A 23,840-nucleotide genomic window follows, 5' to 3' on the forward strand; every position below is an offset into this window, starting at 1 on the left:
TCGAAATTTCCTGTCCTATCTTGCAATAATCATACATTTTTCATGGTCTCATCCCTCTATGTTGCCGAGCGGGGCGCCGGGCCGAAGACGGTCGTCCTGCTGCATGGCTTCGGCGGTTGCCATGACATCTGGCGCGAGGTGACCGCGACGCTGGCGCCCGGGATCAGAACACTGGCCTACGATCTTCCGGGACACGGACTGTCGCTCGATTTCCCCGGCAGCGGTCCGGCCAGGGCAGCGGCGCGAGCAGTTCTCGCGGATCTCGCCGCACGCGGCATAGCACGGGTGCATGTCGCCGGTCATTCGATGGGCGGTGCGGTAGCCACCCTGATGGCATTGGCCGAACCCGAAACAATAGCCTCGCTGACGCTTCTGGCGCCGGGCGGTTTTGGCCCGGAGATCAATGGGCCGCTGTTGCGTCGCTACGCCGCGGCGGCCGACAGACGCGAAATCCGCACCTGCCTTGCCGCCATGTCCGGACCGCAAAGCCCGCCGCCCGAACGCATCGTTGGCGTGCTGGCGGAAGTACGCCGTCGCCCCGGCCAGTTGCGCAAGCTGATCGAGATCGCAACTGTCATGACCAGGGATGAGCGGCAGGGCGTCATCCCCCGCGAACAGCTGGACACGCTCGACATGCCGGTGATGGTGGTTTGGGGAACGGACGATCCGGTCCTGCCCTATACCCAGGCTGATGGCCTGCCGGCGCATTTTCACATCCATCACGTCATCGATGCCGGCCATATGCTGGTCGAGGAGGAGCCAGGCGTGGTCGCCCAGGCCGTGCGCCGGAACATGGACCGGCGCGGCAGGCGTCCGACATTCGACGCCGCAGCGAGCTGAACTAACCGTCTTCCGGCATCTCGCCAGTGCATTTTGCAAATGGCTGTGTTAACTCGCTATTAACCATATATTAGCGAGGGATGATGAAGGACTCAGACGAGCAATTCACCTCTTTAACCCCGTCGCGCAAACTGTCCGATGCCGTTCGCGACGTAAAGAACGCCTTTGCCGATCGCGACGATGTCGTGGTCGACATGCGCGAGGCGCACCGCATGCGGCTTGATCTGCTTGCCGCCGAACTCGCCCCGGTCTTTGCCGACGTACCCGCCGACATGGACAATTTCGACTTCGTCGTCTCGTCGGGCCTGCAGCCGCGGCTGTGGATCGACGCCGTCAGCCATGTCGCCATGGGACGCGACCGCCGCACCTACCGTTTCCTCAGGGATACCCGCATCGGCCGCGTGGTACTTGCCGAATCGACCGACATGAAACCGGTTGCCGATCAGGTTACGCGCTATGTGGCGGAGCGCATCGTCGAGCGCCAGCGCATGATGGAGGGTGGCGTCGAGCCCGCCGTGGCCGGCCTGAACCGCGCCACCGTGCGGGAGGCCGAACCACCCTTGCAAGCAACCGCGCCCGACAGGCGCTGGTCGACCTTCCTGTCCGGCCTCGGCCTGATCGCCGCCGGCGCCGTGGTTGGCCTTGCTGTGTCGGCGGTGCTGTTTTGGGATCGCATCCTGGCGATGAAGATCAGCTTCTGACCAGTGGTTTAGATGCCTCGGCATCCACGCCAAGTTCCATTACCTGGAGGTCGGATGGCGGTATGGCCGGTCCGGTCAGGCCGCGACGCGTCAGCCGGATCCGCCAGTTGCCCTTTTCGCCGTCGATGTCGAGCAGATTGTACTGTGCCGCCGGGTTCTTGCCGCCGGGCGACTGCCCGGCAGCGGCGACGCCGACAACCGGAATCCTGGTGCCGCGTCCGCCAATGAAGAACAGCGACGGCAGGTGCGAATGGCCGTGCAGCACAAGCTCGGCGCCGTGCCGGTGAACGGTCTTGTGGAAACGGGATATGCCAAACAGGCGCTTTTGCTGGGTGACGGCGCCGCGCACCGGCGGATGATGGATCATGATCACCCGCAACAGGCCGCGTTTGGCAGTGGCGTCGAGCATCGAGGCCAACCTTTGCGCCTGACCTTCGAGGAAGAAGCCGTTGGCCATGAACGGCGCCGTGGCGCGCGCCGTCGAGACGCCGATCAGCGCGACGTTGCCGCGCACGCGCAGATAGGGAAAAGTGTTGCGGTCGATTGGTGTGGTGACGCCGTCGCCGCTCATCCACGCCGCCCAGGAGCGGCAGACCTTGTCGAAGGCGCCCGGCACATAGGCGTCGTGATTGCCCGGCACTACCGAGACATCCTCCGGAGGGCCTAGCGTCTCCAGCCAGTGCTTTGCCATTTCGATCTCGCCATCCAGCGCCAGATTGACCAGATCGCCGGTGACGGCGAGGTGGTCGGGACCGCTCGCCTTCATGTCGGCGACGATGGTGTCGATGACGGCATCGTGCATATGGCGGCGGCGGTTGCGCTGCCAGTTGACATAGCCGACCACGCGCTTGGACGCGAGTTCGCGATAGGTTACACCGGGAAGCGGCCCCAGATGGACATCGGAAATATGCGCGAGCCTGAACATCCTTCCTTCATAGGCGACGCGCCCCCCGCTTTCCACTCACTGTTTCCTGTCTGCTTACGGTTTCGCTAGCGATGGCGATATCGGATCCGGAGCAGGCGTTTCGCCAGACCAGTTGGGCCGGCCTCAGGGCAAGGTTGTTCCATCTCTATTTCCTGCTGCGGCGGCCAATGACGCTTGGTGTGCGCGGCCTGATCCACGATCGCGCGTCGAACTCCGTCTTCCTCATCCGCCACACTTACGTTCCCGGCTGGCAATTGCCGGGCGGTGGCGTCGAGCTGGGCGAAACGCTTGGCGAAGCGCTGACGCGGGAATTGGCCGAGGAAGGCAACATCGCACTCACCGCCCCGCCGGTGCTGAAATCAATGCATTTCAACCGCCGCTCCAGCCGCCGCGACCATGTCGCCTTCTACCTGATCGAGAGCTTCAGCCAGACGGCGCCGAAACTGCCGGACCACGAGATCGCCGAAGCCGGCTTCTTCCCGCTTGATCGCCTGCCCGAAGGCACGACGCCGGCGACGTTGCGGCGGATCGCTGAGGTTTTTGGTGGGGACCCGGCATCGCCGCACTGGTAGGCCAGAGTTCTCCGACAGCATTAGCTGCTGCGATAACTCTCGCTGCTGAAATCGCAACGTAGTGCGCCATGCGCTCGATTGGATTTGGCGTCACGCCGCCTTCCTGAACCGCGCCCGGTGATGCGGCGCGGCGTAGTCAAGCTCCGGGCCGACCGGCACGATGCGCGTCGGGTTGATGCTCTCGTGGCTGCCGTAATAATGCGTCTTGATGTGGTGCAGGTTCACCGTGCCGGCGACGCCGGGCACCTGGTAGAGATCGCGCAGATAGTTCGACAGGTTCGGATAGTCGGCGATGCGGCGCAGATTGCATTTGAAATGGCCGACATAGACCGGGTCGAAACGCACCAGCGTCGTGAACAGCCGCCAATCCGCCTCGGTGATGCGCTCGCCGGTGAGATAGCGCTGTTTTGACAGCCTCTCCTCCAGCGTGTCGAGTGCCGAGAACAACTCTGCAAAGGCTTCTTCATAGGCTGCTTGCGTGGTGGCAAAGCCGGCGCGGTAGACGCCGTTGTTGATGGCCGGATAGACCAGCGCATTGACCTTGTCGATCTCGCCGCGCAGCGCCGGCGGATAGAAATCGACGTTGGCATCGCCCCATGCGTCGAAGGCGGAATTGAGCATGCGGATGATCTCGGCGGATTCGTTGGAGACGATGGTCTGTTCCTTTTTGTCCCACAGCACCGGCACCGACACCCGGCCCGAATAGGCGGGATCGGCTTTGGTGTAGATCTGATGTAGGAAATCGAGGCCGTAAACCGTGTCGCCAGTGGCCCCGTCCTCGGCCAGAAAAGTCCAGCCGTGGGCACCGAGGAAATGATGCACGACCGAAACCGAGATGATCCCTTCGAGCTTCTTCAGCGCGCGAAAAATCAGCGTGCGGTGCGCCCACGGACAGGCGAGCGAGACGTAAAGATGGTAACGGCCCGGTTCGGCCTTGAAGCCGCGCGTACGGCCTTTAGCCGGCGAGCCATCACGCGTGATCCAGTCACGCCACTGCGCCTCGGCGCGGATGAACCTGCCGCCGCTATCGACCTTGGCCGGGTGGTCCTGCCATTTGCCTTCGACCAGCAAACCCATGCGAAATCTCCTTGCCTGCCTTGGCCAATGTAGGCGCAAAGCGGCAATGTCGAAGTCGTCATCTGCTGAACAGAGCGTCACTCGTCCGAAATGCCTGATAAAAGCGACCGATTGCAGCGGCCGAAAAATGATGCTAGCGGACACTCCGCATGTTCGACTTTGCCTCGATACGGTTTGACCGACGACGAAAGGGCGCCCGCGCTTAGAAAGCGCTGACTGGCGAACGCTGCCGCTTGCAGCAACCTTCCTCGTATATCGGACCGCGAAGACCATGAGCCTTGCCGACGTGAAATACCTGCCGGAAACTCCGGCGCATGACCCCGAAATCGAAGCCATCAACGACGAAGCCTTCGGCCCCGGCCGCTTCGTGTTGGCCGCCTACAAGATCCGCGAGGCCGGCGGCCACGAGCGCTCGCTGTCCTTCGTCGCCGTGGACGGTGACATCGTCGTTGCTTCGGTGCGCATGACCCGCATTGCGGCCGGCGCCGGCCGCGCGCTGATGCTAGGGCCGCTTGCCGTGCGCCCTGCGTTCAAGAATCTCGGCATCGGCCGCCGGCTGGTGGCGATCGCGCTGGAAGCGGCTGCCAAGGCTGGCGCGCCGGCGGTGATCCTTGTCGGCGACGAGCCCTATTACGGCCCGCTCGGCTTCAGGAAGATCCCGCGCGGCCAGATCTCCATGCCACGCCCGGTCGACCTCGACCGGCTGCTGTCGCACGAGATCGTGCCTGGCGCCGTGGCGCGTCTTTCCGGCGAAGTCTGCCATGCCAGCGTCGCCAGGATTGCCGAGCCCGCGCCGGCGATGGCCTGATTGCCCGGCCGATCGAGACGTCTCGATGGACCGATCAGGTTGCACCATGCCAGCGACCTCCGTAGCATGATCCGCAAAAGCAGGGAGGACGCGGCATGAACCCGAACGGCCAGATTGCGATCGTAACCGGTGGCGGCTCCGGACTCGGCGAGGCAACCGCCCGAGCGCTGGCCGACAAGGGCGCCCGCGTCGCGATTTTCGATATCGGCATCGACCGGGCGGCGAAAGTGGCGGGCGACATTGGCGGCACCGCCATCCAGTGTGACGTCAGCAGCGCCGACAGCGGTGCGGCCGCGGTCGCCGAAGTGGAAAAAAGGCTTGGGCCGGCGCGCATCCTGGTGAACTGCGCCGGCATTGCCATCGGCGTGAAGACCATCGGCAAGGATGGTCCGCACCCGCTCGACCAATATCGCAAGGTGATCGAGATCAACTTGATCGGCACCTTCAACATGATCCGCCTCGTCGCGGATCGCGCCGCCAAGCTCGAGCCGTTGCAGGGCGGCGAGCGCGGCGTCATCGTCAACACGGCGTCGGTCGCCGCCTATGACGGCCAGATCGGCCAGGCCGCCTACGCCGCCTCCAAGGGCGGCGTCGTCGGCATGACGCTGCCGGTCGCCCGCGATCTCGCCCGCTCCGGCATTCGCGTCTGCACCATCGCGCCCGGCATCTTCAAGACGCCGATGATGGCCGGCATGCCGCAGGAGGTGCAGGATTCGCTTGGTGCGGCCGTGCCGTTCCCGTCTCGCCTCGGCGAACCGTCCGAATATGCGGCGCTCGCCCTGCATATCGTCGAAAACCAGATGCTCAACGGCGAGACCATCCGCCTCGACGGGGCGATCCGCATGGCGCCGAAATAGACGGCCATGGCGGCCGGCGCAGCCGCAGTGAAGACCGGCCCCCTGGCCGGCCTGAAAGTCATCGAGATGGCCGGGCTCGGCCCGGTGCCGCTGGCCGGGCTGATGCTGTCGGAGATGGGCGCCGAGGTGCTGCGCATCGAGCGCAGCGGTTCGGACCAACCCCTGCTGCCGCTCTCCGATGAGTACAATCTCGACCGTCACGGCCGTTCCATCCTGAGTGTCGATCTCAAGCAATCACAAGGCATCGAGCTGGTGCTGGATCTCGTCGAACGGGCCGATCTGCTGGTCGAGGGCTTTCGTCCCGGCGTCATGGAGCGGCTCGGTCTCGGCCCGGATGCTGCATTGGCGCGCAACAAGGCGCTGATCTACGGCCGCATGACCGGCTTCGGCCAGGACGGGCCGCTCGCAGGCCGCGCTGGCCACGATATCACCTACCTCGCCTATTCCGGTGTGCTGCATGCCATCGGCCGGGAGGAAAGCCGGCCGGTGCCGCCACTGAATCTGATCGCCGACAATGGCGGCGGCGCCATGATGCTGATCGCCGGCGTGCTTGCAGCGCTGTTTGAGCGTTCGCGCTCCGGCAAGGGCCAGGTGGTCGACGCGGCAATGGTCGAGGGCGCCTCGATGCTGACGGCGCCCATACACGCCTTCATGGCGGCAGGCCTGTGGAGCGACAGGCGCGGCGCCAACCTGCTCGATTCCGGCGCCCCCTTTTACGACACCTATGAAACGGCGGACGGACGCCACGTCGCGGTCGGCTGCCTTGAGCCGCGCTTCTTCGCCGAATTCGCCAGGTTGCTGCCGCTGGGCGAGCATTTTGTCCGCGGCCAGTACGACAAGGCGTTGTGGCCGGACATGCGCGCCACCTTCGCCGACCGGTTCCGGCTGAAGACGCGCGACGACTGGGCCGGTCTGTTTGAGGGCACCGACGCTTGCGTCGCGCCGGTTTTGTCGCTTGCGGAGGCCAGGAACCATCCGCACAATCGTGCTCGTCACGCATTTGTGAAGACGGGCACGTTCGAACGCCCGGCACCTGCGCCGCGCTTTTCCGCCTCGCAGCCGGCGCTTGCCGCCATGCCGGATGATGACGACCAGCGGCCGCAAAACGTGCTGGCGCGCTTCGGCTTTTCGGCAGATGAGATTACAGCGCTTGTCAAATCCGGTCTGATTGGCCAATAACTGGATGAAGAAAATCAACTTAACCCGGTGAACATTTTGAACGAGCCGAAGAAGGACGTCATTCGCGCGACGGACGCCGAGGCGGTCAGGCTGGCAACAACCTTGATCCGCAGCGCCCGCTTCGGCGCCCTTGCGGTCATCGAGCCCTCGACCGGTTCGCCGCTGGCCTCCAGAGTCGGTGTCGCCACCGACACCGATGGCACGCCGCTGATCCTTGTCTCGGCGCTCTCCGCCCACACCGGGGCGATGCTTGCCGAGCCGCGTTGCTCGCTGCTTGTCGGTGAGCCCGGCAAGGGCGATCCGCTGGCGCACCCCAGGATAACACTGGTTTGCCGGGCCCAGCCGCTTGAGCGCGGATCGAGCGCGCATGCCCGCGCCGAGCGGCGCTATCTCAATCACAATCCCAGGGCTAAGCTCTATTCCGGGCTCGGCGATTTCTCGATCTTCCGCCTCGAGCCGGAGCGTGCCAGCCTCAATGGCGGTTTCGGCAAGGCCTATCTGCTCGACCGTGCCGATCTCATCACCGATGGGCCGATCGTCGACGAACTGGCGGCCAGCGAACAGTCCGCCCTCGACCACATGAATGCCGACCATCTCGATGCAATCGCCGTCTATGCCCATCATTTTGCCAAGGCCGACGGTGATGGCTGGACCATGACCGGCTTCGATGCCGAGGGCATGGACCTGGCATCGGGCGACGCCGTTTGCAGGGTCTATTTTCCGCAACCATTGAATACCGCGCGCGACCTGCGGCCCGTTCTGGTCGACATGGCCAGGGCCGGACGTGCGCCGGCTACGCAGGGTTAGCAAGGATAATCGTCATGAATCAAAAGCATGTCTTGAGATTTGGGCGAAATGATCTACGATTCAGGTAGCGCTGAATCAGCAGCGTGCATCCACAGCTGAATTATAGCACCCAACGCTATTTGCCCCCATAGCGTTCGGATGAGCAGGGAAACATGGGGCATGGTCTCGACCAAACTAATCGCCAATGCCGAATCGGCGGCGACATTTCTGACCCTTATGGGCAACGAAAAGCGGCTTTTGATCATGAGCTATCTGGCCGACGGTGAAATGTCGGTCGGTGCCATCGCCGAAAAGGTGGTGCTCAGCCAGTCCGCTTTGTCGCAGCATCTGGCCAAGCTCAGGGCGCTCGATCTTGTCGAGACCCGCCGCGACCGGCAGATGATCTACTATTCCTGCAAGTCGGACGCCGTGCGCGACCTCTTGCGCATGCTGGACGGTATCTTCGGCGCCGGCGATTTGTCCCAGATGGCAACGCGTCTGCGCCGCGCCGGGACTTGACCTGCGGCTCCGATCGCTCCTTACCTCGCTGACGATTTTCGCCGGCCGAGGTATTTATGGATCCGATCCAGATCGACGACGCGCGCGATCCGCGGGTCGCCGCCTATCTCGACATCCGCGAGCGCGATCTCACCGGCCGCCATGGCCGGTTCGTCGCCGAAGGCAAGGTGGTGCTGGACGTCCTGCTGACAGCCGGACGCTTCGCCGCCGAGTCGGTCCTGGTTCTGGAAAACCGGCTGGCCGGGCTCGACGACATCCTGCGCAAGGCCCCTGCCGACCTGCCGGTTTACGTTGCGAAAAGCGACGTCATGGACAGGATCGCCGGCTTCCACATGCATCGCGGCATATTGGCGATCGGCAGCAAGGGCACGCCGCAGCTCGCACAGGCCTTGCTCGACACCTTGCCTGCCGACGCGCTGATCGTCGTGCTCATCGGCATCGCCAACCATGACAATATGGGATCGATCTTCCGCAACGCTGCCGCCTTCGGCGCCGATGCCGTGTTTATCGACGCCACCTGTTGCGATCCGCTGTATCGCAAGGCGATCCGCGTCTCCGTCGGCGCAGCGCTGAAAGTTCCCTTCGCCTCCTTCAGCCACACTGAAGCTTTCATCGCGAAGCTCGACGAGTTGGGCTTCGCCCAGGTCGCTCTATCGCCGCGCGGCGAGGCTGACATACGCAATGCCGCGAGACCGCAACGACTGGCGCTCTATCTCGGCACCGAAGGCGAAGGCCTGCCCGAGAGGCTGCTTGACCGGCTGCGGACGGTGAGGATTGCGATGTCTGGAGGGTTCGACAGCCTGAATGTCGCTGCAGCCTCAGCCATCGCGTTGCATCATTTTTCGACTGCCAAGTCGGTAGCCGCCCAGGATTTTTGAAAGCCAGCGGCCTGAAGCTCAGCCCGCCGAATCTGCCTTTTGCAGCGCCCGCACGCGATCGGCGAGGCTGATGGTTCCCGATCGCGCTTCCTGCGGCGCAGCCAACGCCTTGGTGATCGGCGAATCGGGTCCTTCAAGCTTGGCGGTCAGGCTGACGACCTCTGCCGCGAGCGTGTTCATCTGTTCGCGCAACGCATCCCCGGCGCTGCGCTCGTCGTCGCCATTTCTCGTGGTCTCGGAACCACCAAGCTCCGTCTTCAGCCGCTTGTTCTCACGGGCCAGCGTCGTCAGCCTGGCTTCCAGCCGCTCGCGATCGCCTTCGAGCTTGGCTAGCACCTTGTCGACGTCGTTGTTACCAGCGGGGGCATTGTCCTGCGCGCCAACAAGGCCAGCAGCCACGGCGCCTCCCGCAGCCTCGCCCTTCAACCGTTCGCGAAGCCGGACCAGTTCCTTTTCGCGGCGATCGAGCTTGTCCTCGCGATCGGCAAGCGTGGCGAGCAGGCGCTCGAGCTTCTTCTCGAGATCGGCGGTTCTCTTCTTCTCGGCTTTCAGAGAATCGCGCGTGGCCTTGCTCTCGGCGACGACTTCCTGATGGCGCTTCTCGGCTTCCTTGCGCTGGCCGCGCAGCACCGAAATGTCGTTGGCAAACTTTTCCAGCTCCGATTCCCGCGCCACCAGTTTGATCTGACGATTGCTGGAGGAGAAGGAGGCGTCGTCATACATGTGCTCAAGCTTTTCGAGCTCAAGCGCGCGCTTTTCCATCATGCGCTCGGCCTGCACCAGCTTGTCCGTCAGCTGCTGTATCTGCTGCTCGCGATGCAGGAGCAATTCGTTTTTTTCTCCGAGCTCGGTAAGCGCCTGCTTCTTGTCCTTGCGCTCGACCGCCAGGCCTTTCAGCGCCTCGCGCCCGCGACTGATTTCGACGAGTTGCTCATTGGCCTGCTCACGCAGCGTCTTGACGCTGATTTCGAGCCGGCGCGTCGTCATGGCGAACTCGGCCCGCAAGCTGTCCTTGTCGGCCTGGATCTCGGCCAGCGTTCGCGGCACCGACGCCTCGACACGCCTGCGCGTCAGCGCGCCCGCCCGCCGCCAGATGGCCGGCGCAACCAGCAGCGCCAGAAAGCCGGCGCACAGAAAGCCGAGGGCGAAGAACAGGATCGATTGAACCAAGGTGACTACCCGTTACAGGCGGGTCGCTAGCCGACAACCGCCAAGTCTGGACTTTGCCATGTTCGCATGACGCAAATCCAGCGCTGCGGCAAGAGTATGCCGCAGCTTGATCGGGTCAGAACCTGTTGATCGGGTCAACCTGTGGTCGGAATCGCTCAGAAGGGATTCCAGGTCGGCCTCTGCGTCAGCTTCAGATAGCCGAGATTGACGCCAAGCCGCGCGCCGACGCCGGTGCGGATCGGCACCAGCAACACCCTGTTGTTCTGCAGCACGTTGAAGCCGACGCCGGCCACGACATAGGCTGAGCCGGCAACGCCGCCGAACCGGTTGTAGAGATTGCTGACGTCGTCGAGATTGTAGACGAGCATCATCACCCGCGATCCCTCGCCGCCGAAATCCCAGCCGAGCGACGGACCTTGCCAGAACACCTTATGGTCGCCGGCATTCTTGGTGTAGAGCGTGCCTTCGCCGTAGGTCAGGCCGCCGATCACCGCGCCAGAACCCTCTTCGCCGAGCAGATAGCCATTGGGCAGGCCGTAGGAGGCAAAAATCTTCTCGACGACGGTGGCGAGACCGCCCGACGTCGCGCCGAAGAACTTGTGGCCGGAATCGACGATCTCCTGAGCGGTGTATTCCTGCGCCCGCGACGCAGAGGTTGAGAAGGCGAGCGCGCCCATGAGGGCAATCGCCATGAAGAAGACACGGACAAAGGTCCGGTCGTAGAATCGGGAAACCATGCTTCCAATCTCCGTCAGGGAGCACTTTCGCCGACGCCTCGCACCCCGTCCGGCTCTTTAGGCGGCCGTTAAGGATGACTGTTACGGGCAAACTATGCCGTAATCCTTTTTCAACCATTAACCTTCCACATGAACATGGCGGTTCGAAGGCTGTCTGACCGTCTGTGCGGGCTCCCATCCTGTGCAAACACGCCATTTTTGCTGACGAGAATTGTGGATTTGTTGCTGCACGCTCGGGCGCTGTGTATTCAGAAGCGCTGGGGAAAGAGCGTGATTCGGGTGGGTGAGGCGCGGCGGTCGCTCGCGTGGCCACCAGGATGTGAATTTTTTGCAGGGATTTTTGCCGATGGCCGAGCTTTTCTCTCTCTCCGCACCCGATCTCGCAGCCTTGTTGTGCAGCCGCGTCTGCCACGACATCATTTCGCCGGTTGGGGCCATCAACAATGGCCTTGAACTCCTCGACGAGGGCGGCGCCGACGAAGACGCCATGAAGCTGATTCGCCAGAGTGCCAAAAACGCTTCGGCCCGGCTGCAGTTCGCCCGCATCGCCTTCGGCGCCGCAGGTTCGGCCGGCATGATGATCGACACCGGCGATGCCGAGTCCGTCGCCATCGCGTTCCTGAAGAACGAGAAGCCGGAACTGGTCTGGAACGGCGTTCGCGCCCTGCTGCCCAAGAACAAGGTCAAGCTGCTGCTCAATTTGCTGCTCGTCGCCAACGCCGCCATCCCGCGCGGCGGCAAGCTGGTGGTTACACTGGAAAACCTCGACACCGAGCCGCGCTTTGCGCTTGCGGCAAGCGGCCCGATGCTGCGCGTGCCGCCAAAATTCCTCGAACTCCATTCCGGCAACAAGCCCGAGGAGCCGATCGACGCCCATTCGGTCCAGCCTTATTACACGCTGCTTCTTGCGCGTGAGGCCAACATGACAATCTCGATCCACGCGACCGCCGAAGAGATCGTGCTGTCCGCGGTCTGACGACCCGAAGTCGTTACCGGCTCGGCCGACAGCCAAGAACAAGTCAAGTATCTTTTCCCGCTGATATTTGCGGGCTTGGCCGAAATTCAGAACAACCAAGTTTCTTCGTCGGCGACGCGTCCGCAGACACGGCGCGCAAACGACATTTTTGCAAAAACTTTACCTAACGGCTTTTCGGCTTCTTTACCAGATCGGTCTAAGGTGCATCCCGATACCCCGGATGCCGCCGGTTCGCCCCAAGGCAAAGAGGACCCGGAAATGAAGCGCTGCATGTTTGTTGACGATTCGAGTGTGATCAGAAAGGTCGCAAAACGGATTCTTGGCGGCTCCGACATGGTGGTGATCGAAGCGGCCACCGGACACGACGCGGTCGAGATGTGCGCTGCCGAGATGCCCGATGTGATTGTCGTCGACGGCGCACTGCCGGACATGCAGGCGGTCGATGTCATCCGCCGGGTCCGCGCCATGGAAAGCGCGATCAAGCCGCAGATCCTGATTTCGTTGGTCGAAGTCGATGTCGCCTCGATCATGAAGGCAAAGCGCGCCGGCGCCCAGGGCTATCTCTTGAAGCCGTTCAACCGGCCGCAACTGCTCGAACGCTTTCGTACCCTGAAGATCGCCGCCTGATTCGGCTCGTGCTCGAACGGAAGGGACAGCAAAAAACCCGGCCTGAGCCGGGTTTTTTGCATTGAATTCAATCAGATGATTCGGTCAGGCGCTGACGCGGATGTCTTCCGGCTCGCGCAGTACATAGCCACGGCCCCAGACCGTTTCGATGTAGTTCTGGCCACCGGACGCAGCGTCGAGCTTCTTGCGCAGCTTGCAGATGAAGACGTCGATGATCTTCAATTCCGGTTCGTCCATACCGCCATAGAGGTGGTTGAGGAACATTTCCTTGGTCAGCGTGGTGCCCTTGCGCAGCGAGAGCAGCTCCAGCATCTGGTATTCCTTGCCGGTCAGATGCACGCGCTGGCCACCGACTTCGACGGTCTTGGCATCGAGATTGACCACCAGGTCGCCGGTGGTGATGACCGACTGGGCATGGCCCTTGGAGCGGCGCACGATGGCGTGAATGCGGGCGACCAGCTCGTCCTTGTGGAACGGCTTGGTCATATAGTCGTCGGCGCCGAACCCGAGGCCGCGCACCTTGTCCTCGATGCCGGCCATGCCGGACAGGATCAGGATTGGCGTCTTCACCTTGGACAGGCGAAGCGTCCGCAAGACTTCGTAGCCTGACATGTCGGGAAGGTTGAGATCGAGAAGAATGATATCGTAATCATAAAGTTTCCCGAGATCGACGCCTTCTTCACCGAGGTCGGTCGTATAAACATTAAAACTTTCGGATTTGAGCATCAGCTCGATGCTCTGAGCGGTTGCACTGTCGTCTTCTATCAGCAGAACGCGCATTTCATTCCCCTTTTCTGCCGCCGGACCATGTCACGACCCATCCGGGACCGGAGCAGTGATTGCCTGAACAGAAGGCTGCCATCGAATGGTTAACAAAACCTAATTCCGCAGTCAGAACGGTACCAGATTTTTTAACCGCTTTCTACACCCTCTTGAATCTAATGATGAATCACAGAACCAAATCGCTAATGCAACACATTAATAAGTTGGACTAAGTGACTCAAGGGACTCGCTGGCCGGCTTCCGTATCGGGAGCCGGAATTTTTACCCGGCCTTAAGTCCTCGCCCGTATGATTAACAATGCCCGTAAACGAATGGTTACCGCCGGCAAAAAACTTTAGGAATTTGTTTCCCATAGTTCGGGGAATGCCGGTGGATACGGGTGTCGCCAGGCCCTGGCGAGCGGATTGGACGATATGTGCAGGTGTGCGTTTGCGGGAGTACCGAATCATGAAGTCACGTGAAAACCTCGTTCGGCTGAAGCAGTTTCAGGTGAATGAGAAGCGGCGGCAGCTGCTGCAGCTCGACACGATGATCGCCGAGTTCGAGCGCATGGCTGTTGAACTGGAGCTTCAGATCACCGCCGAAGAAAAGAAGGCGGGCATCACCGACATCAGTCATTTTGCCTATCCAACCTTCGCCAAAGCGGCCCGTCTGCGCCGCGACAACCTCAGAAACTCGCAAAGCGACCTCGCCCAGCAGCGAAGCGCTGCCGAATCATTACTCGGCGAAGCTGAAGCGGAGCTTTCCAAGGCTGAGATGCTGGAATCGCGCGACACCAAGATCCGCGATGCTGAACTCGGCGGCCGCAGCGCCATGATCGGCTGAAGACGGTGGCTGATCCAGCCAGCGGCGCCTGACGCCGCACTTTGCTTGAGTGCGGCCGGACCAAAGTTCCAGCGCTGCTGATCTGGCCGCAGGGCGGCCGCAGCTTCAGGCCTGTGCCTGCAACTCCGCTTCCTGATTCGCCTCTGCCCTAGCCCGCGCTTGCTTGATGTCGGGCACATGCTCTTCCGACCAGGACCGTATCTGGGTGAGCAGCCCCGCCAGGTTCTGGCCAAGTTCCGTCAATTCATATTCGACCCGCGGCGGGATGACCGGAAAGATTTCGCGCCGCACCAGCCCGTCGCGCTCGAGAATGCGCAGCGTCTGCGTCAGCATTTTGGGCGTGATGCCTTCCAGCCTGCGGGCCAGTTCGCCATTGCGCATCCGGCCGCGGCGCAATGCGCAAACTACCAGATAGACCCATTTGCTGGCCAGCATTTCGAGCACGGCGTGCGAAGGGCACGTCCGCTGGAAGGCATCATAGCCGCTGCCGCAATCATTATCACTATCCATGGGGTACCTATATATAGAAAAGGTACATACTAGACAAGAGAATAATACTATCCAAATGATAGCGGCATATGAACCCAAGCAGGAGAGATATCCCATGCGTGCCGTTGTCCAGAATTCCGTCGGCGGACCCGACGTCCTCGTCATCGCCGATCGTCCCGCCCCCTCGCCCAAATCAGGCGAAGTGTTGGTCCGCGTGCACGCAGCCGGCATCAATCCGGTCGATGGCTCGGTGCGCGCCGGCTCTTATCCATTGCTGGGCGAACCGCCCTTCACCCTTGGCTGGGATATTTCAGGCACCGTCGAGGCGCTGGGCCCAGGCGTCAATGGTGGCCTCAAGGTCGGTGACGCCGTATTCGGCATGCCGCGTTTTCCCAAGCAGGCCGCGGCCTATGCGGAACTCGCCGTCACCCCGGTCGATGAAATCGCACCGAAGCCGCAAGGCATCGATCACAATCACGCCGGCGCGCTGCCGTTGGCCGGCCTGACCGCCTGGCAAGGCATTGTCCGCCATGGTGGCCTGAAGCCCGGCCAGCGCGTGTTGATCCATGCCGCGGGCGGTGGCGTCGGACATCTGGCCGTGCAGATTGCCAAGGCGCGCGGCGCCTATGTCATCGCCACCGCCAGTCCGAAGAAACTCGATTTCGTCCGCTCGCTCGGCGCCGACGAGGTCGTCGACTACACCAAGGGCGATTTCACCGCTGAGGTCCGTGACATCGATTTGGTTCTGGACCCGATGGGCAGCGACCATGCCGACCAATCGCTGACAGTCCTGAAGGACGGCGGCGTCCTGGTGTCGCTGCTCGACGTCCACGACACCACCCGGGCCAAGGCTGCGGCGCGAAACATCCGCGTCGAGCGCATGTCTGTGGTGCCTGACCGCGAAGGCCTCGTTGAGCTTGGCAAACTGGTCGATGCGGGAAAGCTTGCCGTCCATGTGGCAAAGAGCTTTCCGCTCGAACAGGCGGGCGCGGCGCACGCCTTTCTCGCCACCAGGCCCATCGGCAAGGTGGTGCTGACGGCCTGAAGCAGGGGCCTTACGACAGGCAAAAGGGCGCGGTTACCGCGCCCTTTTCTTGTTGAGATCCTGGCTCTAGTGCCGGTATTGCTGGATGCGCGTCGTGCGCAACCCGGCAAGCCCGTATTCGTCGATCGACGCTTGCCAGGACAGGAATTCCTCGGTGGTCAGCTTGTAGCGCTGGCATGCCTCGTCGAGGCTCAAAAGCCCGCCGCGCACCGCCGCAACCACTTCCGCCTTGCGCCGGATAACCCAGCGACGTGTATTCGTCGGCGGCAGATCGGCAATCGTAAGAGGGCTGCCGTCAGGCCCGATAACATATTTGACTCGCGGTCTAACAAGATCGGTCATCGTACTCTCTACAAAAAACTCAAAGACCCAATCCCCACCACATTACCGCCACAGCTTTAAAAATTGCCTAAGCGAACCCTAATGACTAGGTAAGGATCATGAACGCCGCGTTAGTCTTTTCGTCGGCATTTGAGTGAACGGCCGGCGGGCGCGCAATTTTCCCGCAAAATCGGCGCTGCCGCAAAGCTGGCGCCGCTGATGTGGTTGACCTATATTCGCGCCACTGCCATTGAAGCGCCGCGCAGAACGAAAGAACCATGAACAGCCTCGACCTTCCCGCCAGCCCGCAAAACACCCGCGTCGTCGTCGCCATGTCGGGCGGTGTCGATTCGTCCGTCGTCGCAGGCCTTTTGAAGCGCGAAGGCTATGATGTCGTCGGCGTCACGCTACAGCTCTACGACCATGGCGCGGCAACGCACCGGGCCGGCTCGTGCTGCGCCGGCCAGGACATTGACGACGCCCGCCGCGTTTCGGAGACGCTGGGCATCCCGCATTACGTGCTCGACTATGAAGAGCGCTTCCGCAAGGCGGTCATCGACCCGTTCGCCGAGAGCTATGTCGCCGGCGAGACGCCGATCCCCTGCGTGTCCTGCAATCAGACGGTGAAGTTCGCCGATCTGCTGGCGACCGCCAAGGACCTTGGCGCCGACGCGCTCGCCACTGGCCACTATATCCGCTCCGGCGCCAATGGCGCCCACCGCGCGCTGTTCCGGCCGGTCGATGCAGACCGCGACCAGAGCTACTTCCTGTTTGCCACCACGCAGGCGCAGATCGACTATCTGCGCTTTCCGCTCGGCGGCCTGTCGAAGCCCGCGGTGCGCGCTATTGCCGAAGAGATGGGGCTGACCGTCGCCGCCAAGCAGGACAGCCAGGACATCTGCTTCGTGCCGCAGGGCAAGTACTCCGATATCATCGCCAAGCTGAAGCCGGCTGCCGCCAACCCGGGCGACATCGTCCATATCGACGGCCGCGTGCTTGGCCGCCATGATGGCATATTGCGCTACACGATCGGCCAGCGCCGCGGCATCGGCATTGCGTCGGGCGAACCGCTCTACGTCGTCCATCTCGACGCCGACCGGGCCCGCGTCATTGTCGGCCCGCGCGAGGCGCTGGAAACGCACAAGATTTACCTGCGCAACATGAACTGGCTGGGCGATCGCGCGCTGTCAGACATTCCGGCCGCCGGCATGGAGCTGTTTGCCAAGGTCCGCTCGACGCGGCCGCCGCGCCCGGCCGTGCTGCATCACCGCGCCGGCAGCACCTTTGTGGAACTGGTCGACGGCGAGTCCGGTATCGCGCCCGGACAGGCCTGCGTGCTCTATTCGGACGACGGCAACGAGGCCCGCGTCTTCGGCGGCGGCTTTATCGAGCGCTCCGAGCGTGGCGCCGAGGCCGAAGCGATGCTGACGCGGCTTGCCGCCAGGCCGGCACAGGTTCCTGCAGAATAACGCCGTCCTTTCAGAGGCTGTTTCTCTGACCTTCAGCGCAGCTTCCAACGGTCTCAGGACTTTGTGTGGGTAACCGTGCCCGCGGTCAGGATGCGCAGCACCCTGATGGCTTCCTCGCCGCTGGTGCGCGGCTCGGCCCGCGTCTCGATGCACTGGATGAAATGCTCGAGCTCGCGCGTCAGCGGCATGCCCTGGCCGACCGCGACATAGGATGGTTCGTTGGTGGTGAAGGCCCACTGGCCGCTGTCCTGCCACACCGCATGGCGGTAGACGGCAAGCTTGCGTTCCCATGGCTCGACATCGTCGAACACCGCCATCGCCTTGGTGCCGACGACGGTCAGCCGCCGCTCGCGATAGGGATTGAGCCGCGAGGCGAAGAGGTGGCTGCGCAGGCCGTTGGGAAAGCGCATATGCAGGTGCGCGAAGTCGCTGAGACTGTCGAGCAAGGCAGCACCCTCGCCCCTGACTTCGATGGGCTCCGTGCCGGTAATGGCCAGGATCATCGACAGATCATGCGGCGCAAGATCCCACAGCGCGTCGTTCTCGGTATGAAATTTGCCAAGGCCGAGCCGGTGCGAATGGATGTAGCGGACTTCGCCGAGCTCGCCATTGTCGATCAGCGCCTTCAGCGTCTCGAAGGCTGGATGGAAGCGCAAGACATGGCCGACCATGAAGACGCGGCCATTGTCCTTGGCCGCCTGCACTGCGCGTTCGGCATCGGGCACGGTCAGCGCGATCGGCTTTTCCACCAGCACGTCCTTGCCGGCCTCGACGGCGCGCACGGCAAGGTCGGCATGGAACTGCGGCGGCAAGGCCATGACGATGGCGTCGATATCGTCACGCACGAACAGCTGATCCGGCTCGATCGCCAGGCAGTCCTGCTCGCTGGCAAAACCTTCGGCCCGCGCCCGATTGGCATCGGAAACCGCATGCAGCGCGCCAAGCGCCTTGAGGGTGCGGATGTGGTTGCTGCCCCAGTATCCGCAACCGAGGACTGCAATGCGCGGCTTCATCAGCTTCAAACTCTAGATTTCTTGGCCGAGACATAGCGACGTGCCCCGCCGAACTCAACCCCGGCGACAAGAGCGTGGTCCCGAAAAGTGGGAACCGGTTTTCACGGACAAACGGGGTACCCGTTTTGTCCAGAGACCATGCTCAAACAAAGACTAGAGCCCCATCCCGGCTGCATCGGGATGTCTGCCCGGCAAAGCTTTTCTCGGGCGACAATATGCCGGCGCGCCTGACGCATCGATGCTTGACAGGCTCGCCCTCCCAACCTTATATCCGCGCGACCTTGGCGAACGCCTCGAAATGCCTTTCGATTTAAGGTGGATTCGGGCCTTTCGCCGCCCTGGCGGGGTAGCTCAGTTGGTTAGAGCACGGGAATCATAATCCTGGGGTCGGGGGTTCAAGTCCCTCTCCCGCTACCAGTCTACCTTTAAGCTATTGAAATATAACAAAAACCCGGATCTATGGTAGCGCCCTGTCCGAAAAATCCTCAATGATTCAAGGCCGAGCCTGCTACCTTACGGTGCCAAAGAACGTCGCAGATGCGCCAGAAGCGATCATCGCCGAGCAGATGTTGTGATGTCGCCTTTGGGGCCGTTGAACGAACCCGCTGCGCGGGATGGGCGCGTGGGGTGAGGTAGCGATCACGACCCGGACGTCGCGCTCGCATTGAGGGTGGTTCGGCAGCGGCAGAGCATGGCGGGCTTCTTCAACAAGGAGCCTGACCATGCACCATCCCGTTCTCGATGCACCCGTCAGCCCGCTGCGCCAGCGGCTGATCGACGACATGAACATGCGGCGCTTCTCACGCGAGACGCAGCGCAACTATCTCCGCGACATCGGACGCCTGGCGACATTCCTCGGGCGTTCACCAGACACCGCTACCGCCGACGACCTGCGCCGGTTCCAGATCGAGCAGCAGGAGGACGGCGTTCCCGTGCCAACGATGAACAGCATCGTGTCGGCACTGCGCTTCTTCTTCACCCACACGCTCGACCGCCCGGACCTGGCGCGCAGGCTTGTCCGGCTGGCGCATCCGCGCAACCTGCCCGTGGTGCTCAGCCGCGACGAGGTGGCCCGGCTGCTCAACGCCACCACGTGTCTCAAGCACCAGGCCGCATTGTCAGTCGCCTATGGCGCGGGCCTGCGTGTCGCCGAGGTGTCGATGCTGAAGGTTGCCGACGTCGACAGCGAGCGCATGCTGCTGCGCGTCGAGCGTGGCAAGGGCGGGCGCTATCGCAATGCCATGCTCTCGGAGGACCTGCTCACGCTTCTGCGTGAGTGGTGGAAGGTCGGACGTCAGCAGGGCGTGATGCACCGTGACGGCTGGCTGTTCCCCGGACAGCACGCGATGAAGCCGATCAGCACGCGGCAGCTCTATCGCATCGTCGTCGAGGCGGCCCAGGCCGCCGACATCGCCAAGCGGGTCGGGCCGCACACGCTGCGCCACAGCTTCGCCACCCACCTGCTGGAGGACGGCACCGACATCCGGATCATCCAGGTCCTGCTCGGGCATGCCAAGCTCAACAACACCGCCCTTTACGCGAAGGTGGCGACCCGAACGGTGCGCACGGTCACGAGCCCGCTCGACAAGCTTGGCCTGTTCAAGCCGGAAGAGATCTCATCCGACGGCTGAGCGTGCGCGCCTCGATCGAGGTTGCCGACGTCTTCCGTGCTGCCGGACCCGCTTACCGGGCCGCCCACGCAGGTCATCTGAGCCTGCAGCAGCTCAAGGTCATGTCGGCGATCGAGTATTGCCGCACCGCAGCCCTTGGCGGTCACGTCGAGGCTTGCGAGGACTGCGGCCAATGGCGGATCGCCTACAACTCCTGCCGCAACCGGCACTGCCCGAAGTGCCAGGGCGCGGCGGCGCGGACGTGGCTGGCCGAGCGCGAGGCCGACCTGCTGCCGGTCGGCTACTTCCATGTCGTGTTCACGCTGCCCGCCGAGGTCGCCGACATCGCGTTCCAGAACAAGGCGCTCGTCTACGACCTGCTGTTCAAGGCGGCAGCGGAGGCGATGCTGACGATCGCGGCGGATCCAAAGCATCTCGGCGCGCGCATCGGCATCACCGCCGTCCTTCACACTTGGGGCTCGGCGATGACGCTCCATCCGCATGTCCACATGATCGTGCCGGGCGGCGGCATCGCGCCGGACGGAAGCCGCTGGATATCTTCTCGGCCGGCCTTCCTGCTTCCGGTGCGCGTACTCGGCAAGCTGTTCCGACGGCTCTTCCTCACCCGGCTGGTCGCTCTGCACGACGCAGGACGGCTCGCCTTCTTCGGATTTATGGCGCACCTGTCCGCGCGGCAGGCATTCGTGCGGCACCTGTCGCCGGTCCGCAAGAAGCGCTGGGTGGTGTACGCCAAGGCGCCGTTCGCCGGGCCGGAGGCAGTGCTCGCCTATCTGTCCCGCTATACCCACCGGGTTGCGATCTCGAACCGCCGCCTCATCCGGTTCGATGAAGCAGGGGTCACGTTCCGCTACAAGGACTATCGTCGTGACGGCACCGATCGGCAGCAGGTCATGACACTCGCCACCGACGAGTTCATCCGCCGATTCCTGCTCCACATCCTGCCGCGCGGCTTCCACCGCATCCGTCACTACGGCCTGCTCGCCGGCGGCTCCCGCAAAGGCAGCCTCGCACGCGCCCGCGAACTGCTGAACGTTGCTGCGCCGTCGGAGGACGACAACTCGGTAGAACCGACTGACTTCCGTCCGCCATGCCGATGCTGCGGCGGAAGCATGATCATCATCGAGACGTTCGAACGGTGGCGACAGCCGCGCGGACCGCCGGACACCACCGCGACGAACCGGGAGAACTCTCCATGACCCGGCATGGCATGCTCCAGCGTTCAGCCGCAGGCGCCCAGCCTCCGGCAACGGACCCACGCGTGTCCATGGTGATCATCGACGCCGAACGGGTCGCGTCCGGCCGCGCGCCGAGCCGACAATACCGCGTGGCTGAAAGGCGAAGCGGTCCGTCCACATCAAAACCGACGCTTGCCGGCGGCGGTCGCGCCGTCGCCGACACCAGCCGCAAATCGAAATCCCCATAGCCATCGACTGTGGCCCACGGGTTCCTTCCTCGGGGACTTTCGTACGCCTGCCGGCGCCCGAAACTCTTCACGGAAGCGGCATGTCGGGTTTCGGACGTCTCGAGCAGAAATCGGACGTTGGCGCAGCTCAATCCGGCACGAACTCATGTCACGCATTGGTAGAGCCGCCTGAGGATCGGGTCTGATGCCTAAGGTGAGTAGGCGTCGCACCGGTCTGTTGACGAAACACCCGGCTGAAATGCCCGGCATTTTCGAAACCGCATCGGTATGCGATTTCTCCTATCTGCAAGTCGCTGTCCTCCAGTAGGGACTTCGCATAATGCACCCGCAGCGCGAGATACGCCGCCATCGGACTGACGCCCAATTCAGTCCCGAAAAGACGCTCCAACTGTCGCCTCGAACAATTCAACCGGCCTGCGATCTCGGTGATCGAGACTTTCTCCTGGAGATTGCTTTCCATCAACAGCAGGGCCCGCTTCACCGCGCGGCTCGACGCTTCGGGAAACAGGTCCCCGACCGGCTGCGCATCTTTGATGTTTCGAATTCGATCAAGGACAAGGATCTTGGCGGCTTTTTCGGCCGCTTTCCGCCCTATGGATTCCGAAACGAAATGGCCGGCTAGGTCGGCCGCGCCCGTACCTCCGGCACAAGTTGAGCGGCCACGGTCGACGGAAAACAGAGTATGGGCATGCGCGTTCACAGCGGGGAACTCGGTCCGAAAATCCTTGATGTGAAACCAACTGACGGCGGCGCTATAGCCATCCAGCAAGCCGTAACGGGCAAGCACGAAGCTTCCCGTGCAAAGCGCGGTAAGAGGCACTCCCTTCTCAGCTGCCCGCAAAAGGAATGCCTCCTTCTCTGAACTGAGGACGCGGTTGGTGTCGAGCAGGCCGCCGACCACGACGACGTTGTGAAAGTCCTCCGGATTGCCGATCTCCTTCGTCGGGAGCAATTCGACGCCGCAGCTCGCCCTGATTGGCAGGCCGCGTTCGCCAATGATCTGCCAGTCAAATTCTACCCTGCGGCTTCGATCACCTTCATCACCCGCCAGTCGCAGTGTGTCGATGAACAGCGAGAGCGGCGACAGGGTGAAATCACGAACCATGAGAAACGCAAACCTCTTGGCCATTCCTTTTTCCTGGGCTGTCCTGGGGCGTTGCTCGACCGGCAGAGGGATAGCTTCGTCTATCTCCAGTGAGCCATTGATGATCGGCTATACATTGTGTACCAAGAAAATACAATCCGTTGACACGCCTATCAACGCATGCGATTCTTCGTGCCGTACTAGATATCATTGACAATCAGAATCATTCCGAAGGTGCGCAATGAAGAGCAGCAAGGGCAGCCTCTACGACGATCTGAAGCGCCGCATCCTGACGATGGAACTTGATCCTGACGAGGATCTCGATGAGGTGGCGCTGAGCGAGCGCTACGGTCTGTCACGGACGCCAGTCAGGGAAATCTTCCGCAGATTGGAGGGCGAAGGATACATCGAAATTCGCGCGAACAGGGGCGCCCGCGTTGTCCCGATGAACCATTCGACCCTTCGGCATTTTTTCCTGGTCGCGCCCATGATTTACGCTGCTATCGGCCGATTGGCCGTCCAGAATTTCAAGCCCTCACAGCTTTCGGATTTGAAGGACACACAAGAGCGTTTCCGCAAGGCAAGTACGTCCAGCGATGCGCTTTCGATGGTCCTCGAGAACAACCGTTTTCATGAGATCATCGGCGAGATGTCCGGCAATGCCTACCTGCAGCCAAGTCTCGGCAGGCTGCTGATCGATCACGCCCGTATTGGTCACACCTTCTTCCGTCCGCGCAACGCTGACATGCGCAAGCGGCTTCAGATAGCAGTTGAACATCACGACGGCTTCATTTCTGCCATCGGCGCTCACGAAGAGGACGCCGTTGTCGACCTCGTGTTCGAGCACTGGGAACTGTCGCGCGAAAACATGGAGATGTTTATCGCGCCGCAAGGATTGAAGGCGGATGCCCTCATTGGCGGTTCTTGACCGCATCGCCGTAAGCGGCCCGGAGAAATCCGGAGACCTTAACTTTCAGCATTAGCGCCCTGGTCCGGGATCACACCCCTTTTTGCTGACATCACCCAAGGTCTGTTCAGGACGGGCTCGAAATGCGCCGCGTGCGAGAGGACTGCTCCTTTCGCTGCTTCTGGTCCTGAGGGCTCA

The 23,840-nt window shown here is 62.5% G+C and carries 27 protein-coding genes and 1 tRNA gene; 19 read left to right on the top strand and 9 right to left on the bottom strand.

The window, feature by feature from the left end:
• Positions 1 to 42: 42 nt before the first annotated feature.
• Together ACYHH6_RS30355 and ACYHH6_RS30360 are read left to right on the top strand one after the other, a co-directional pair.
• Positions 43 to 840, top strand: coding sequence for an alpha/beta fold hydrolase (locus tag ACYHH6_RS30355; RefSeq protein ID WP_352588264.1), 798 nt, complete (start codon positions 43 to 45; stop codon positions 838 to 840).
• 83 nt (positions 841 to 923) lie between these two features.
• Complete coding sequence (locus ACYHH6_RS30360; protein WP_352588261.1) at positions 924 to 1,541, top strand: hypothetical protein; 618 nt, start codon at positions 924 to 926, stop codon at positions 1,539 to 1,541.
• Here ACYHH6_RS30360 and ACYHH6_RS30365 read toward each other — a convergent pair.
• Entirely contained in the window at positions 1,531 to 2,466 is a 936-nt protein-coding gene (locus tag ACYHH6_RS30365) for a metallophosphoesterase family protein (protein WP_352588569.1), read from the bottom strand. The genes ACYHH6_RS30360 and ACYHH6_RS30365 overlap by 11 nt on opposite strands.
• Positions 2,467 to 2,537: 71 nt before the next feature.
• On the opposite strand from ACYHH6_RS30365, the gene ACYHH6_RS30370 reads away from it, so the two are divergent.
• Complete coding sequence (locus ACYHH6_RS30370; protein ID WP_352588258.1) at positions 2,538 to 3,038, top strand: NUDIX domain-containing protein; 501 nt, start codon at positions 2,538 to 2,540, stop codon at positions 3,036 to 3,038.
• A gap of 90 nt (positions 3,039 to 3,128) precedes the next feature.
• On the opposite strand, the gene ACYHH6_RS30375 is transcribed toward ACYHH6_RS30370, so the two are convergent.
• Complete coding sequence (locus ACYHH6_RS30375; RefSeq protein ID WP_352588255.1) at positions 3,129 to 4,115, bottom strand: glutathione S-transferase family protein; 987 nt, start codon at positions 4,113 to 4,115, stop codon at positions 3,129 to 3,131.
• A 271-nt stretch (positions 4,116 to 4,386) separates the two neighbouring features.
• Between ACYHH6_RS30375 and ACYHH6_RS30380 the strand changes: the two genes are divergently transcribed.
• From ACYHH6_RS30380 to ACYHH6_RS30405, 6 genes are all read left to right on the top strand, one after another.
• Positions 4,387 to 4,923: a GNAT family N-acetyltransferase gene (locus tag ACYHH6_RS30380; protein ID WP_112561148.1), complete on the top strand. Its 537-nt coding sequence runs from the start codon at positions 4,387 to 4,389 to the stop codon at positions 4,921 to 4,923.
• Between the two features lie 95 nt (positions 4,924 to 5,018).
• On the top strand, positions 5,019 to 5,780 hold the full coding sequence (locus tag ACYHH6_RS30385) for a 3-hydroxyacyl-CoA dehydrogenase (protein WP_112561149.1): 762 nt from the start codon (positions 5,019 to 5,021) through the stop codon (positions 5,778 to 5,780).
• A gap of 6 nt (positions 5,781 to 5,786) precedes the next feature.
• The gene (locus tag ACYHH6_RS30390) at positions 5,787 to 6,959 is read left to right on the top strand and encodes a CaiB/BaiF CoA transferase family protein (protein WP_352588251.1); all 1,173 of its coding nucleotides are present in this window, start codon (positions 5,787 to 5,789) and stop codon (positions 6,957 to 6,959) included.
• Between the two features lie 36 nt (positions 6,960 to 6,995).
• Positions 6,996 to 7,766, top strand: coding sequence for a HugZ family pyridoxamine 5'-phosphate oxidase (locus ACYHH6_RS30395; RefSeq protein ID WP_352588248.1), 771 nt, complete (start codon positions 6,996 to 6,998; stop codon positions 7,764 to 7,766).
• A gap of 159 nt (positions 7,767 to 7,925) precedes the next feature.
• Entirely contained in the window at positions 7,926 to 8,264 is a 339-nt protein-coding gene (locus ACYHH6_RS30400; RefSeq protein WP_352588245.1) for an ArsR/SmtB family transcription factor, read from the top strand.
• A 56-nt stretch (positions 8,265 to 8,320) separates the two neighbouring features.
• Complete coding sequence (locus tag ACYHH6_RS30405; protein ID WP_352588242.1) at positions 8,321 to 9,142, top strand: TrmH family RNA methyltransferase; 822 nt, start codon at positions 8,321 to 8,323, stop codon at positions 9,140 to 9,142.
• Between the two features lie 18 nt (positions 9,143 to 9,160).
• Here the strand turns inward: ACYHH6_RS30405 and ACYHH6_RS30410 are convergent, their stop codons facing one another.
• Positions 9,161 to 10,312, bottom strand: coding sequence for a coiled-coil domain-containing protein (locus ACYHH6_RS30410; RefSeq protein ID WP_352588239.1), 1,152 nt, complete (start codon positions 10,310 to 10,312; stop codon positions 9,161 to 9,163).
• Positions 10,313 to 10,467: 155 nt separating this feature from the next.
• A complete protein-coding gene (locus tag ACYHH6_RS30415; RefSeq protein ID WP_235984549.1) occupies positions 10,468 to 11,004 on the bottom strand; it encodes a DUF1134 domain-containing protein in 537 nt (178 codons plus the stop codon).
• Between the two features lie 391 nt (positions 11,005 to 11,395).
• On the opposite strand from ACYHH6_RS30415, the gene chpT reads away from it, so the two are divergent.
• On the top strand, positions 11,396 to 12,025 hold the full coding sequence (chpT, locus tag ACYHH6_RS30420) for a histidine phosphotransferase ChpT (RefSeq protein ID WP_142869636.1): 630 nt from the start codon (positions 11,396 to 11,398) through the stop codon (positions 12,023 to 12,025).
• 258 nt (positions 12,026 to 12,283) lie between these two features.
• Entirely contained in the window at positions 12,284 to 12,652 is a 369-nt protein-coding gene (locus ACYHH6_RS30425; protein ID WP_112561197.1) for a response regulator transcription factor, read from the top strand.
• A gap of 84 nt (positions 12,653 to 12,736) precedes the next feature.
• Here ACYHH6_RS30425 and ctrA read toward each other — a convergent pair whose 3' ends face one another.
• On the bottom strand, positions 12,737 to 13,432 hold the full coding sequence (gene ctrA / locus ACYHH6_RS30430; RefSeq protein WP_006203583.1) for a response regulator transcription factor CtrA: 696 nt from the start codon (positions 13,430 to 13,432) through the stop codon (positions 12,737 to 12,739).
• 450 nt (positions 13,433 to 13,882) lie between these two features.
• Here ctrA and ACYHH6_RS30435 point away from each other — a divergent pair, with 450 nt between their 5' ends.
• Positions 13,883 to 14,260 (top strand): flagellar export protein FliJ, encoded by a 378-nt coding sequence (locus ACYHH6_RS30435; RefSeq protein WP_142869582.1) that lies wholly within the window; start codon positions 13,883 to 13,885, stop codon positions 14,258 to 14,260.
• A 105-nt stretch (positions 14,261 to 14,365) separates the two neighbouring features.
• Here the strand turns inward: ACYHH6_RS30435 and ACYHH6_RS30440 are convergent, their stop codons facing one another.
• Positions 14,366 to 14,770, bottom strand: coding sequence for a winged helix-turn-helix transcriptional regulator (locus ACYHH6_RS30440; protein WP_352588235.1), 405 nt, complete (start codon positions 14,768 to 14,770; stop codon positions 14,366 to 14,368).
• Between the two features lie 94 nt (positions 14,771 to 14,864).
• Between ACYHH6_RS30440 and ACYHH6_RS30445 the strand changes: the two genes are divergently transcribed.
• A complete protein-coding gene (locus ACYHH6_RS30445) occupies positions 14,865 to 15,794 on the top strand; it encodes an NADP-dependent oxidoreductase (protein ID WP_352588232.1) in 930 nt (309 codons plus the stop codon).
• Positions 15,795 to 15,860: 66 nt separating this feature from the next.
• Here the strand turns inward: ACYHH6_RS30445 and sciP are convergent, their stop codons facing one another.
• Positions 15,861 to 16,136, bottom strand: coding sequence for a CtrA inhibitor SciP (gene sciP, locus ACYHH6_RS30450; RefSeq protein ID WP_013529904.1), 276 nt, complete (start codon positions 16,134 to 16,136; stop codon positions 15,861 to 15,863).
• Positions 16,137 to 16,393: 257 nt separating this feature from the next.
• Between sciP and mnmA the strand changes: the two genes are divergently transcribed.
• Positions 16,394 to 17,584, top strand: a complete 1,191-nt coding sequence (gene mnmA / locus ACYHH6_RS30455; protein ID WP_181061261.1) for a tRNA 2-thiouridine(34) synthase MnmA — start codon at positions 16,394 to 16,396, stop codon at positions 17,582 to 17,584.
• A 53-nt stretch (positions 17,585 to 17,637) separates the two neighbouring features.
• Here mnmA and ACYHH6_RS30460 read toward each other — a convergent pair whose 3' ends face one another.
• Positions 17,638 to 18,597, bottom strand: a complete 960-nt coding sequence (locus ACYHH6_RS30460) for a Gfo/Idh/MocA family protein (protein WP_352556302.1) — start codon at positions 18,595 to 18,597, stop codon at positions 17,638 to 17,640.
• Between the two features lie 340 nt (positions 18,598 to 18,937).
• Here ACYHH6_RS30460 and ACYHH6_RS30465 point away from each other — a divergent pair.
• The 4 genes from ACYHH6_RS30465 (at position 18,938) to ACYHH6_RS30480 (ending at position 21,651) form a co-directional block, all read left to right on the top strand.
• Positions 18,938 to 19,014, top strand: a tRNA-Met gene (locus tag ACYHH6_RS30465).
• A gap of 305 nt (positions 19,015 to 19,319) precedes the next feature.
• Positions 19,320 to 20,228 carry a tyrosine-type recombinase/integrase gene (locus ACYHH6_RS30470; RefSeq protein ID WP_352593666.1) on the top strand — a complete coding sequence of 303 codons (909 nt, stop codon included), beginning with the start codon at positions 19,320 to 19,322 and terminating at the stop codon, positions 20,226 to 20,228.
• Between the two features lie 2 nt (positions 20,229 to 20,230).
• The gene (locus ACYHH6_RS30475) at positions 20,231 to 21,424 is read left to right on the top strand and encodes an IS91 family transposase (protein WP_352593664.1); all 1,194 of its coding nucleotides are present in this window, start codon (positions 20,231 to 20,233) and stop codon (positions 21,422 to 21,424) included.
• On the top strand, positions 21,421 to 21,651 hold the full coding sequence (locus ACYHH6_RS30480) for a hypothetical protein (RefSeq protein ID WP_352593662.1): 231 nt from the start codon (positions 21,421 to 21,423) through the stop codon (positions 21,649 to 21,651). Before ACYHH6_RS30475 ends, ACYHH6_RS30480 begins: the two co-directional genes overlap by 4 nt.
• Positions 21,652 to 21,799: 148 nt before the next feature.
• Here ACYHH6_RS30480 and ACYHH6_RS30485 read toward each other — a convergent pair whose 3' ends face one another.
• Positions 21,800 to 22,780: a GlxA family transcriptional regulator gene (locus ACYHH6_RS30485; protein ID WP_352593461.1), complete on the bottom strand. Its 981-nt coding sequence runs from the start codon at positions 22,778 to 22,780 to the stop codon at positions 21,800 to 21,802.
• Positions 22,781 to 22,976: 196 nt separating this feature from the next.
• Between ACYHH6_RS30485 and ACYHH6_RS30490 the strand changes: the two genes are divergently transcribed.
• Positions 22,977 to 23,663, top strand: a complete 687-nt coding sequence (locus ACYHH6_RS30490) for a GntR family transcriptional regulator (protein WP_352593458.1) — start codon at positions 22,977 to 22,979, stop codon at positions 23,661 to 23,663.
• The last annotated feature ends 177 nt before the right edge of the window (positions 23,664 to 23,840 follow it).

The organism is Mesorhizobium sp. P171375, from assembly GCF_057786075.1.